We start from the raw sequence: 11,324 nt of genomic DNA, 5'->3' as shown, positions 1-11,324 counted from the left end.
CCCCTTCCCCACGACCCGATACACCTCCATGAACGATCTCGTCATTCAAGGCTTCACGCCGCCGCTGCGCCGGGCCGATTTCCGTCTCGCCGCCTTCGACATGGATTCGACGCTGATCAACATCGAGTGCATCGACGAGATCGCCGCGGCCGCGGGGCGCAAGGCCGAGGTGGCGGCGATCACCGAGGCCGCGATGCGCGGCGAGATCGCCGACTTCAAGGAAAGCCTGCGCCGCCGCCTGGCGCTGCTGCGGGGCGTGCCGGCGACGGCGCTGGAGCAGGTGCTGCGCGAACGCCTGCAGTTCAACCCGGGCGCCCGCGCGCTGTGCGCGGCGCTCAAGGCCGCTGGCCTCAAGCTGGTGCTGGTCTCTGGCGGCTTCACCTTCTTCACCCGCCATGTGGCCGCCGAACTGGGCATGGACTGGGTGCGCAGCAACGAACTGGAGATCGTCGACGGGCAGCTGACCGGCCGGTTGCTGATGCAGCCCTGGGGCGAGATCTGCGACGGCGAGGAGAAGCGCCGCATGCTGCTGCAGTGCGCCGCCGAGATCGGCGCCACGCCCGCGCAGTGCATCGCGGTGGGCGATGGCGCGAACGACCTGCCGATGATGTCCGCCGCCGGCCTGTCGGTCGCCTATCACGCCAAGCCCCGGGTGCGCGAGCAGGCCATGGTCGCGATCAACGAAGGCGGGCTGGACCGGCTGCTGGACTTGCTGGCCTGAGCCATGCCGCGCCGCTGGCTGCTCGGATCGGCCGTGCTGGCCGTGGCCATCGCGCTGGCCCTGCTGATCGGACGCTGGGCGGATGGCACGCCGGACGGGTCCCGCAGCTCTGCGGCCCCCGCGCGAGCGCCGGCCTCGGCCGGCCCCACCGACACGCCAGCGCCCGGCGCCAGCGCGGCGCCGCCGGGCCCGCGGCCCGCGCCCACCGCGGGCTACCCGCCGCTGACCGACGCGCAACTGCGCGAGCTGGACGCACAGTGGTGCAGCCACGGCGCCCAGGCCTATGCGCAGTTCCAGGACTCGGTGCTGCAGAGCCTGGAGCAGGAACAAGGCACGCTGGATGCGCAACAGCTGGACCGGCGCCTGGCCGAATGGCCGGCCCACCGGGCCAAGGCGCAGATCCAGGCCCGTGTGGTGCAGGACTGGATCGCCGCGCTGCAGCAGCGTGGCGATGAGGTGTCGCTGGCCATCGCGCGCTTTTTGGACACCCACAACGACGGCGCGCTGCTGGCGCTGCATCGGCAGGCACAGACCAGCCGCGATCCCCGGGTCCTCGCGCTGGCCGCCTCGCGAAGCGCAGACTGCGCCGCCCTGCCCGGCTGCCCGCGCGGCGCCGCGACGCGCTGGACCCAGGTGGAGCCCAGCAACCTCGCCGCCTGGCTGACGCGCAGCGAGCAGGAATCCCACCCGCTGTCGACGGCCGAGCTTGCGGGCACGCGCGAATTCAACAGCCATCAGGCCGAACTGATGCAGCGGCTGACCAGTCTGCCCGGGGCGCAGCGTCCCGGGCTGTTCAGCGAGGTCGAGCAACAGCAGCTGATCGCGCGACTCAACCAGCCCGGGCTCCCGCCCTTCCACGCGCTGATGGAGCGCTGCAACAACCCGGTCGACGCCGAGCAGCGGGCGGGCTGCGCGCAGGCCGCCGAATCGCTGTGGCAGCAGTCCTCGCCCAACCTCATGACGCGCACCATCGCCGTGGCCCTCTCCCGCCGGCTGGGCCTGGGAGCGCCCTGGCCGCAGCGCTACTCCCGCCATCTGCGGGTGATGGCGACCGCCCCCACCGCCGCCGCCAACGAAGACATGCCGCACGGCGACATGGGCTGCTCCGACCCCGCCCCATGGCGCGCCCGGCTGAGCGAGTTCGCGCGGCGGGGCGAATGGGTCTTCCTGGACGCGCATGCGCAGAGCACCGCGTCCGCCACCCCACCCTCCCCCCGCTGAACCACCGACCGATGCGAGTTCCCGTCCCCCTCCCCCAGGCCTCGCGCCTGCTCAACCACGGCCCCACGGTGCTGGTGGCCAGCGCCCATGCCGGCCGGCGCGACGTCATGGCCGCGGCCTGGAACATGCCGCTGGACTTCGACCCACCCAAGATCGCGGTGGTCATCGACAAGAGCACCTACACCCGCGAACTGGTGGACGCCAGCGGCGAGTTCGTGCTCGCCGTGCCCTGCGCCGCGCAGGTGGACCTGGTCACCGGCGTGGGCCGGCACAGCGGGCGCGAGATGGACAAGTTCGCGCACTACGGCATCGCCGCCGAGCCGGCCGCGCAGGTCGCCGCGCCGCTGGTGGCGGGCTGCCTGGCCTGGCTGGAATGCCGCGTGCTGCCCGAGCCGGGGCTCGCGCAGCGCCACGACCTGTTCCTGGCCGAGGTGGTCGCCGCCTGGGCCGAAGACTGGGCCTTTCGCGACGGCCGCTGGCAAGACCTGACCCCAGCGCAGCGCTCGCTGCATCACCTGGGCGGCGGCCAGTTCCTCACCAGCCACGACCGGCTCAGCAGCCGCGAGGCCTGAACACAACGGCCGCGAGGCCTGAGCGCAACACCCGCGGGCTCTGCGCTCCCGCAAGGCGGGGGGATCCCGATGCTGCTACAAGCGGCGGCATGTGCATACTGGGCGCTTCATCCGGGGAAGACCGTCTTCCGGTCCGAACGCCCGGATCCCTCTTGGAGTCCCGATGGCCGTGAAGCCCCCATCCGCCAGCGCCAACCCGCTCCTGATCCAGGCCCTGGACGATGCCGAACTGGGCCTGGTCTGGGTGGACGCGCAGGGCCGGCTGCAGCACAGCAACAAGCGCTTCGCCGGCTGGGCCGGCATGCCCGCCACGCTGGACCAGTGCTTCCCGGGCTTGCACACCGGCGCCTGGAGCGCCTTGCTGAGCCGGCCCGCCGGGCAGGCGCAGTCGCTGCATCTGGGATTGAAGACGGCCGACGGCGAGCTGCTCAGCACCGAGCTGCGCTTTCACAGCCTGGGCGAGAGCCCCGCCGCGGACGCGCTGACCGTGCTCAGCATCAGCCCGCTGGGCGACGCGCAGCTGCGCAGCGCGATCGACCTGCTGCAGCGCGACGTGCTGGAGGCGGTGGCGCTGAGCCGGCCGCTGCAGGTGGTGATGGACCTGCTGTGCCGCCGCGTCGAAAGCCTGGCGCCCGACGTGATCTGCACCGTGCTGGCGGTGGACGAGCAGGGCCGCGTGCACCCACTGGCCGCGCCCAGCCTGCCGGCGAGCTTTTCGGCGGCGCTCGACGGCGTGCCCATCGGCCCCAAGGCCGGGTCCTGCGGCACCGCCGCGTGGCGGCGCGAGCCGGTGGAGGTGGCCGACATCGCGCGCGACCCGCTGTGGGAGGACTACCGCGTGCTGGCGCTGGCCTATGGGCTGGCGGCCTGCTGGTCCACGCCCATCCTGCGCGCCGACCAGCGTGTCGGCGCCACCTTCGCGCTGTACTACCGCGAGCCGCGGCCGGTCGTGCCCTTTCATCGCGGCATGGTCGAGGCCTGCGCGCAGCTGTGCCAGGTGGCACTGCGCAACGACGAACACCTGCGCCAGATCGAGCGCCTGGCCTACTACGACAACGTCACCGGGCTGGCCAACCGGCGCCTGTTCGCCGACCGCGCCCGCCACGACCTGCTGATCTCCTCGCGCCAGGGCAGCCCCACCGCGCTGCTGCTGCTCGACGTGGACCGCTTCAAGACCATCAACGACTCGCTGGGCCATGCGGTGGGCGACGAGGTGCTGCGCCAGCTGGCGCAGCGGCTGGGCCCCTGCCTGCGCGACAGCGACACGCTGGCGCGCCTGGGCGGCGACGAGTTCGGCGTGATCCTGCAAGGCAGCACGGCCGCCGACGCCATGCACGCGGCCGACAAGCTGCTTGCCGCGCTGCAACCGCCGCTGGACCTGCCGGGGCAGGCACCGCTGAGCCTCAGCGCCAGCATCGGCATCGCCAACTTCCCCGAAGACGGCGGCGACCTGGAGTCGCTGCTGAAGAACGCCGAGATCGCGATGTACGAAGCCAAGCGCGCCGGCCGCAACTGTGCCCGCTTCTTCCTGCACGCGATGAACGAGGCGCTGGGCGAGCGTCTGCAGATGGAAGCGGCGCTGCGCCAGGCCCTCTCCCAGGGCTGCCTGCAGCTGCACTACCAGCCCAAGCTGCGCCTGGCCGACGGGCGCACCATGGGCTGCGAGGCGCTGCTGCGCTGGCGCCATCCCGAATGGGGCCCGGTGGCGCCGGACCGCTTCATCGGCGTGGCCGAGGAATGCGGGCTGATCAACGCGCTGGACGCCTGGGTGCTGGAGCAGGCCTGCGCGCAGCTGGCGCGCTGGCAGCAGGCCGGCGTGGCGTTGCCCGAGGTGGCGGTGAACGTCTCGCCGCTGCGCTTCTACCAGGACGATGTCGCCGCCCATGTGGGCCAGCTGCTGCAGCAGCACGGGCTGCGCGCCGAGCAGCTGACGCTGGAGGTCACCGAGCGGCTGATGCTGGACGACAACGCGCGCACCCGCGGCCAGATGCAGCGCCTGCACGAGATGGGCGTGCGCATCTCGGTGGACGATTTCGGCACCGGTTATTCCAGCCTGGGCTATCTGAAGCGACTGCCGGTCAGCGAGCTCAAGCTGGACAAGAGCTTTGTGCGCGACCTGGAGACCGACCCCGACGACCGCGCGCTCGCCACCGCGGTGATCGGCATCGGCCGGGCGCTGGGGCTCACGGTGGTCGCCGAGGGCGTGGAAACGGCGGCCCAGCAGCAGGTGCTGGAACAGGTGGGCTGCGACATGGTGCAGGGCTGGCGCTTCGGCCATCCGATGCCGGCCGAGGCGCTGGAAGAATGGCTGCGCCAGCGCAGCACGCAAGCGGTCTGAACCGGCAGGCAACGGCCCGGAGCGCGCGTGCCGCTCAGCCCATCAACGGCCGGTCGCTGACCAGCACGCCGTCCTCGTCGGCATAGAGCCAGTCGCCCGGACGCACCCAGACCTCGCCCAGTTGCACCGGCACCCCGGCCAGCCCCTGGCCGCGGCGCTCGGTGGGCATGGGCACATGGCCCAGCGCCAGCAGGCCCAGGCCTGCGGCGCGCAGCTCGGCCAGGTCGCGCACCGCGCCATGGACCAGCACGCCGGCCCAACCCTGGGCCGCGGCGCTGGCGGCCAGGTTGCCGCCCAGCAGCGCGCGACGCAGCGAGCCGCCGCCGTCCACCACCAGCACGCGGCCCTCGCCGGGTCCTTCGACGGCGGCCTTGACCTGGGTGTTGTCCTCGAAGCAGCGCACCGTGGCCACCGGCCCGGCGAAGCGCGCCTGGCTCCCGTAGCGGCGGTACAGACTGCCTGGCAGCCAGCGCAGCGCACCCGAGGTGTCGCCCTTCAGGCGGTCGCAGAGGTCGCAGGTCGAGAAATCCATCGTGGCACTCCTGACGAAACGCAAAACCAGAGGGGCCGCCTCGCGGCCGGGGAACGAGATCGCGCCGCGGCTCAGTCCGCGGCGAGCACGCGCACGGCCTGGCCGTCCAGCTCGACATGCTGGCCGGCGCGGATCTTGGCGGTCTTGCGCAGCTCCACCTGCCCATCCACGCGCACCCGGCCCTCCGTGATCAGGTGACGGGCGGCACCGCCTGAGTCGGCCAGCGCGCAGGCCTTGAGCAGCTTGTCCAGTTCGATGAAGTCGCCGCGCAGCTGGAAGTCCAGCGCGGCCGGTGCGGGGGAGGCGTGTGACATGCCGCGGATTGTCTCAGCCCTGGCCGAGCCGGCGCCGCGCGGCGTCGCGGATGCTGCTCAGCGTCGCGCGGCTGGTCGAGATCTCGACCGGCAGCTTCAGGTGGATCAGGGTCGGCTGTTCGCGTGCGATGGCTTGGCGCAGCGCGGGCTCGAAGGCCTCGGTCTGCTCCACGCGCTCGGACGCCCAGCCATAGGCGCGCGCCAGCTGGGCGAAATCGGGGTTGAACAGCTCGGTGCCGCTGACGCGCCCGGGGAACTCGCGCTCCTGGTGCATGCGGATGGTGCCGAAGCTGCCGTTGTCCACCACCACGCTGATCAGGCGCCGCGCGCCATGGGCCATCGCGGTCGCCAGCTCCTGACCGTTCATCAGGAAGTCGCCGTCGCCCGCCAGGTTGACCACCCAGCGCTGCGGCTGCAGCAGGCTGGCGCCCACCGCCGCCGGCAGGCCATACCCCATCGCGCCATTGGTGGGGGCGAGCTGGTGCCGCCCGCCCTGGTGCAGCGCGGGATAGCGGTGGAAGCGGTGCAGCCAGCCGGCGAAGTTGCCGGCGCCATTGGTGTACAGCGTGTCGGCCGGCAGGCTGCGCTCCAGCGCGCGCACCACCTCGGCCATGTCCATGGGCCCGACTGGCAGGCTTTGCAGATTGCCCACATAGTCTTCGCGCGCCGCGCGCGTCCAGGCGCTCCAGACCGGCTCGCCGGGCGGCGGCGCCAGCTGGGCCAGCGCCGGCGCGGCGCTGGCCATCGCGGACTGCAGCAGCAGATCGGCCGCGTACACCCGCCCCAGCTCCTCGGCGCCGGCATGGATGTGGATCAGCTGCTGATGCGGCCGCGGCGCCTTCAGCAGTTCGTAGCCGCCGGTGGTCATCTCGCCGAGCCGCGCGCCCAGCGCCAGGATCAGGTCGGCGTCGCGCACGCGCTCGGCCAGGCGCGGATTGATGCCGATGCCCACGTCGCCGGCGTAGAGCGGATGGCGGTTGTCGAACAAATCCTGGAAGCGGAAGGCGCAGCCCACCGGCAGCTGCCAGGCCTCGGCGAAGCGCTGCAGCGCCGCCGTCGCGTCGCCCGTCCAGCCACCACCGCCGGCGATCACCAGCGGCCGTTGCGCGCGCAGCAGGCGCTCGCGCAGCTCGTCCAGCGCCTGCGGATGCGGCCAGGCCTGCGCAGGCCGTGCCGCCGGCAGCACCGGCGCCGCGGTGGGCGTGCTCAGCATGTCCTCGGGCAGCGCCAGCACCACCGGGCCGGGCCGGCCCTGCATCGCGGTGTGGAAGGCGCGCGCCACGTATTCGGGCAGGCGGTCGGCGCGGTCGATCTCGGCCACCCACTTGGCCATGCCCAGCGTGCCGGGACCGAAGAACTGGCGGTAGTCCAGTTCCTGAAAAGCCTCGCGGTCGCGCTGGTCCGACGCCACCTGGCCGACGAAGAGCACCAGCGGTGTGGAGTCCTGGAAGGCCGTGTGCAGGCCGATGCTGGCATTGGTGGCGCCGGGTCCGCGCGTGACGAAGCAGACTCCGGGCCGGCCGCCGCCCAGCTTGCCGGCCGCCTCGGCCATGAAGGCCGCGCCGCCCTCCTGGCGGCAGGCGATGAAGCGGATGCGCTCGCGGTGCTCGTGAAAGCCGTCCAGCACCGCGAGATAACTCTCGCCGGGCACGCCGAAGACATCGGTGACGCCCTGGGCGATCAGGGCTTCGACGAGCGCATGGCCGGCCGGCCGCACAGAGTTGCTGCTGTTCATGCGGCAACTGTAGCCGCAGCGCCCCGGGCCTCGGCAAGGCCCCTTCCTGGTGATGGTCGCCGGCCGCCCGGATCGGGGTCAGGTCTTGCTCTGCATCAAGCTCCCGCGGAGTCGATCAGCGGCGGCGCACCAGATTGGCCGCCAGCACGCCGGCGATCAGGGCCAGCGCCGCGCCGGCGAACACCGGGCCATGCAGGTGGCGGTCCATCAGCGCGCCGAAGATGGGGGCCGCCACCGCGAAGCCGGTGTCCAGGCCGGAGTACACCGTGCCGTAGACCCGGCCGGTGGCGCCGGGCGGCGCGGCGCGCTTGATCAGCATGTCGCGCGACGGGCCGGCCAGCCCGGTGCCGAAGCCGGCCAGCGCCGCCATGCCCACGGCCAGCGTGGGCGGCAGCCAGCCGCTCGCGGTGGCCAGCAGCATCAGCGCGGCGGCGCTCATCGCGAAGGCGATGTTGCGCTCCAGGTTGGCCGAGCGCGCCACCAGGAAGCCGCCGATCACCATGCCCACCGCGCCGGCCAGCATGTAGCCGGTCACGACGAAGGCCGTCTGCGTCAGCGGCAGCCCGTACATCGCGGCCAGCGCGGGCGCGGCGAAGCTCTGGATCGCGCTCAGCGCCGCGGTCGTGAAGAAGAAGAACGAGAAGCACAGCCACACCGAGGGCAGCTTCAGGAAGGCCATGGGGTGCTCGTCGGGCACGGCGGCGCCGGCCTTTTCGTGGCCCCAGCTGCCCTGGCGGTCGTCGATCGCGTCGCGCTTGAGGGCCAGCAGCGCGATCACCGCCAGCGCCCACAGGGCCGCGCCCAGATAGGCGCCGCGCCAGCTGCCCAGCAGCTCGGTCAGCCCGATCATGAACACCGGTGCCAGGGCCCAGCCCAGGTTGCCGGTGATGCCATGCACCGAAAAGGCATGGCCCAGCCGGGCCTGGGACACGCGCTTGTTCAGGATGGTGAAGTCGGCCGGGTGGAACGGTGCGTTGCCCAGACCGGCCAGCGCCGCGGCCAGCATCAGTCCGGACAGGCCCTGGGCCACCGAGGCCACCAGCGCCGCCGCGACAAAGCTGGACAGCGCCGCGAACAGCACCGGCCGCGCGCCAATGCGGTCGACGATGAAGCCGGCCAGCGCCTGGCCCACGCCCGAGATCACGAAGAACACCGTGACCAGCAGGCCCAGCTGCGAATAGCTCAGTCCGAAATCCCGGATGAAGACCGGGAACAGCGGCGGCAGCAGCATGTGGAAGAAATGGCTGGTGCCATGGGCCAGGCCGATCAGGCCGATGGTGGTGAAGTCGCGGCGCGCGGTCTGGGCGGCCGGCAGCGGGAGGGTGGCGGTGTTCATGTCCGCATGGTGCGCAGGGGGGACGCGGCATGGTTACGATAGCCGGACAAATTCTGTCGAGAACCCGCCACGCCCCCGCGTTTGCGCCGCCATGACCGATCGCTCCCATCCCTTGACCCCCGCCAAGCCCCGCGTGCCCGCGCCGCGCGCTCGCACCAGCCTGCCGCCGCTGGATCCGCGCCGCTACGCGCCCACCGCCGAACGCCCGGCGCGCGCCAAGGAGCGCCGCATGGCGCACCACATGGACATCCAGGCCCACCATCATGAGTGGGGGCAGCTGGTGTTCTCCTTCAGTGGCGTGGTGCGGGTCAGCACCGAGCGCCACACCTTCCTGGTGCCGCCCTCGCGCGCGGTGTGGATTCCGCGTGGCGTGGTGCATGCGGTGACCGCGGTGGAGCGTTGCGACCTGCGCACCCTCTACCTGCTGGAACCTCCGTCGGCGGAGGCCTGCTGGGAGGGCTGCCGGGTGCTGGAAGTCTCGCCGCTGCTGCGCGAACTGGTCGTCGCGCTGGCCGCGCTCAGCGCCGAGGTGGCCAGCCCGCGCGAGGCCTGGCTGGCCGCGCTGATCCGCGACGAGCTGGCGCAGGCGCGCAGCCTGCGCCTGGGCGTGGACCTGCCGCGCGACAAACGCCTGCGCCGGCTGTGCGAAGCCATGCTGGAGGCGCCGCAGCGCCATGCGCGGCTGGAAGACTGGGCGGCCGAGGCCGGAGCCAGCGCGCGCACCATCTCGCGGCTGTTCCGTCAGGAGCTGGGCAGCAGCTATGCGCAGTGGCGCCAGCAGGCCCTGCTCGCCCATGCGCTGCGCCTGGCGGCGCGGCGCCATCCCATGCAACTGATCGCCGCCGAGCTGGGCTATGCCAGCCCCAGCGCCTTCAGCGCGATGGTGACGCGCACGGTGGGGATGCCGCCGCGGAAGTTCTTTGAGCAGGCGTGAGGGGGTGGGCCCCTCGTCCAGCGGGTACGCTGGACGGTCCCCCAAGGGGACGGCGATGCTGGCGGCATTGAGCCGCCAGCACATCGCCCCGTGGGCCGGCTTGGGGCGGCCCGGCGCTCGGCCCCAAATACCGCCGATGCCCGCGGCGTGGAGCCGCGAGTATCGGCTGTGCGACGGGGTACGAGGCCCGGTGTGGAGTCGAGCCGTACTCGGCGAGCGACTTACATCCTGAGCGGTGGAGCCGCCCCGATGGTCGTCGGGCCAGGACTCAGTGCCCAGCGCGGGCCTCGGTCAAATCGCATTCAGGCCCTCCTTTTGGTGACTTTTCCTGGGCCCGCAGGAAAAGTTACCCGGCTGCCGGGCCGGGACCCGGCGGGCTCTGCGCCCCGCGCAGACAGAACAGCGGCACAACACCCCCCACCCCCCCTCCCCACAAGCTCTGAGCTACCATTCTTCCCCCCCGTCCGCCAGCCACAGCCCGCCCCAGCGATGAACCAGGTTCTCTTTGACTTCGACCGCCAGGACGCCCAGGGCGTCACCTGCACCGCCCATGCCTGGGCCAAGGTCCCCGCGCCGCTGACGTCGGCGCAACGCCAGCAGCTCAAGCAGCGCGCGGCGGAGTTGCTCCGGGCGCGCGGCGCCGCGCTGGTGGCCCATTACTACGTCGATGGCGACCTGCAGGACCTGGCGCTGGAGACCGGCGGCATCGTGTCCGATTCGCTGGAAATGGCGCGCTTCGGCCGTGACCACGCGGCGCAGACCCTGGTCGTCGCCGGCGTGCGCTTCATGGGCGAGACGGCCAAGATCCTGAGCCCCGAAAAGCGCGTGCTGATGCCCGACCTGGACGCCACCTGCTCTCTGGATCTGGGCTGCCCGGCCGAGGACTTCGCGGCCTTCTGCGACGCCCATCCGGACCGCAAGGTGGTGGTCTACGCCAACACCAGCGCCGCGGTGAAGGCGCGCGCCGACTGGATGGTGACCAGCTCCTGCGCGCTGGAGATCGTCAGCCACCTCAAGGCCCAGGGCGAAAAGATCCTCTGGGCCCCCGACAAGCACCTGGGCCGCTACATCCAGGAGCAGACCGGCGCCGACATGCTGATGTGGAACGGCGCCTGCATCGTGCACGACGAGTTCAAGGGCCTGGAGCTGGAGCTGCTGCGCGAGCAGCATCCGCAGGCCATGATCCTGGTCCACCCGGAATCGCCCGCGTCCGTCGTGGCCCAGGCCGACGTGGTCGGCTCCACCTCGGCGCTCATCAAGGCCGTGGTGGAGGGCCGGGCGCGCGAATACGTCGTCGCCACCGACAAGGGCATCCTGCACCGCATGCGCCAGCTGGCGCCGGACAAGGTGCTGATCGAGGCCCCGACGGCCGGCAACAGCGCCACGTGCAAGAGCTGCGCCCACTGCCCCTGGATGGCGATGAACGGCCTGCAGGGCGTGGTCGACTGCCTGGAGCAGGGCCATGGCGAGATCCAGGTCGAGGAACCCGTGCGCGGCCGCGCGCTGGCCTGCATCGAGCGCATGCTGGACTTCACCGCGGCGCTGAAGGCGCGCCACGCCGCCGCAGGCATGGTGCCCAATCTGGGCGCCGCCTGAGCCTCGTCCGGGGCCGCGCCTGCCC

10 protein-coding genes are annotated in these 11,324 nt (G+C 72.2%); 6 read left to right on the top strand and 4 right to left on the bottom strand.

Annotation, left to right across the window (positions count from 1 at the left end):
• Window positions 1-28: 28 nt before the first annotated feature.
• The 4 genes from serB to LZ017_RS03565 all read left to right on the top strand — a co-directional run bounded on the left by serB (window position 29) and on the right by LZ017_RS03565 (window position 4,852).
• A complete protein-coding gene (gene serB / locus LZ017_RS03580; RefSeq protein ID WP_241298650.1) occupies window positions 29-721 on the top strand; it encodes a phosphoserine phosphatase SerB in 693 nt (230 codons plus the stop codon).
• Window positions 722-724: 3 nt separating this feature from the next.
• The gene (locus LZ017_RS03575) at window positions 725-1,942 is read left to right on the top strand and encodes a hypothetical protein (RefSeq protein ID WP_241298649.1); all 1,218 of its coding nucleotides are present in this window, start codon (window positions 725-727) and stop codon (window positions 1,940-1,942) included.
• Window positions 1,943-1,953: 11 nt separating this feature from the next.
• Window positions 1,954-2,514, top strand: coding sequence for a flavin reductase family protein (locus LZ017_RS03570; protein WP_241298648.1), 561 nt, complete (start codon window positions 1,954-1,956; stop codon window positions 2,512-2,514).
• Between the two features lie 169 nt (window positions 2,515-2,683).
• Window positions 2,684-4,852, top strand: a complete 2,169-nt coding sequence (locus LZ017_RS03565) for an EAL domain-containing protein (protein WP_241298647.1) — start codon at window positions 2,684-2,686, stop codon at window positions 4,850-4,852.
• A gap of 34 nt (window positions 4,853-4,886) precedes the next feature.
• Here the strand turns inward: LZ017_RS03565 and rraA are convergent, their stop codons facing one another.
• From rraA to LZ017_RS03545, 4 genes are all read right to left on the bottom strand, one after another.
• Window positions 4,887-5,384 carry a ribonuclease E activity regulator RraA gene (gene rraA, locus LZ017_RS03560; RefSeq protein WP_241298646.1) on the bottom strand — a complete coding sequence of 166 codons (498 nt, stop codon included), beginning with the start codon at window positions 5,382-5,384 and terminating at the stop codon, window positions 4,887-4,889.
• A gap of 71 nt (window positions 5,385-5,455) precedes the next feature.
• Entirely contained in the window at window positions 5,456-5,698 is a 243-nt protein-coding gene (locus LZ017_RS03555; protein WP_241298645.1) for an RNA-binding S4 domain-containing protein, read from the bottom strand.
• 13 nt (window positions 5,699-5,711) lie between these two features.
• The gene (locus tag LZ017_RS03550; protein ID WP_241298644.1) at window positions 5,712-7,433 is read right to left on the bottom strand and encodes a thiamine pyrophosphate-binding protein; all 1,722 of its coding nucleotides are present in this window, start codon (window positions 7,431-7,433) and stop codon (window positions 5,712-5,714) included.
• Window positions 7,434-7,548: 115 nt separating this feature from the next.
• Window positions 7,549-8,769, bottom strand: coding sequence for an MFS transporter (locus LZ017_RS03545; protein WP_241298643.1), 1,221 nt, complete (start codon window positions 8,767-8,769; stop codon window positions 7,549-7,551).
• A gap of 91 nt (window positions 8,770-8,860) precedes the next feature.
• Here LZ017_RS03545 and LZ017_RS03540 point away from each other — a divergent pair, with 91 nt between their 5' ends.
• Together LZ017_RS03540 and nadA are read left to right on the top strand one after the other, a co-directional pair.
• Window positions 8,861-9,703 carry a helix-turn-helix domain-containing protein gene (locus LZ017_RS03540; protein WP_241298642.1) on the top strand — a complete coding sequence of 281 codons (843 nt, stop codon included), beginning with the start codon at window positions 8,861-8,863 and terminating at the stop codon, window positions 9,701-9,703.
• Between the two features lie 489 nt (window positions 9,704-10,192).
• Window positions 10,193-11,299: a quinolinate synthase NadA gene (gene nadA / locus LZ017_RS03535; RefSeq protein ID WP_241298641.1), complete on the top strand. Its 1,107-nt coding sequence runs from the start codon at window positions 10,193-10,195 to the stop codon at window positions 11,297-11,299.
• Window positions 11,300-11,324: the final 25 nt, after the last annotated feature.

This window comes from Pelomonas sp. CA6 (assembly GCF_022549225.1).
Classification (GTDB): Bacteria; Pseudomonadota; Gammaproteobacteria; order Burkholderiales; family Burkholderiaceae_C; genus Roseateles.
This window is presented reverse-complemented; position numbering and strand designations above follow the sequence as displayed.

Coding starts and splice junctions, on each gene's coding strand:
- LZ017_RS03540 (WP_241298642.1), top strand. CDS start 8,861: ATGACCGATCGCTCCCATCCCTTGACCCCCGCCAAGCCCCGCGTGCCC.
- LZ017_RS03545 (WP_241298643.1), bottom strand. CDS start 8,769: ATGAACACCGCCACCCTCCCGCTGCCGGCCGCCCAGACCGCGCGCCGC.
- LZ017_RS03570 (WP_241298648.1), top strand. CDS start 1,954: ATGCGAGTTCCCGTCCCCCTCCCCCAGGCCTCGCGCCTGCTCAACCAC.
- serB (WP_241298650.1), top strand. CDS start 29: ATGAACGATCTCGTCATTCAAGGCTTCACGCCGCCGCTGCGCCGGGCC.
- LZ017_RS03575 (WP_241298649.1), top strand. CDS start 725: ATGCCGCGCCGCTGGCTGCTCGGATCGGCCGTGCTGGCCGTGGCCATC.
- rraA (WP_241298646.1), bottom strand. CDS start 5,384: ATGGATTTCTCGACCTGCGACCTCTGCGACCGCCTGAAGGGCGACACC.
- LZ017_RS03550 (WP_241298644.1), bottom strand. CDS start 7,433: ATGAACAGCAGCAACTCTGTGCGGCCGGCCGGCCATGCGCTCGTCGAA.
- LZ017_RS03555 (WP_241298645.1), bottom strand. CDS start 5,698: ATGTCACACGCCTCCCCCGCACCGGCCGCGCTGGACTTCCAGCTGCGC.
- nadA (WP_241298641.1), top strand. CDS start 10,193: ATGAACCAGGTTCTCTTTGACTTCGACCGCCAGGACGCCCAGGGCGTC.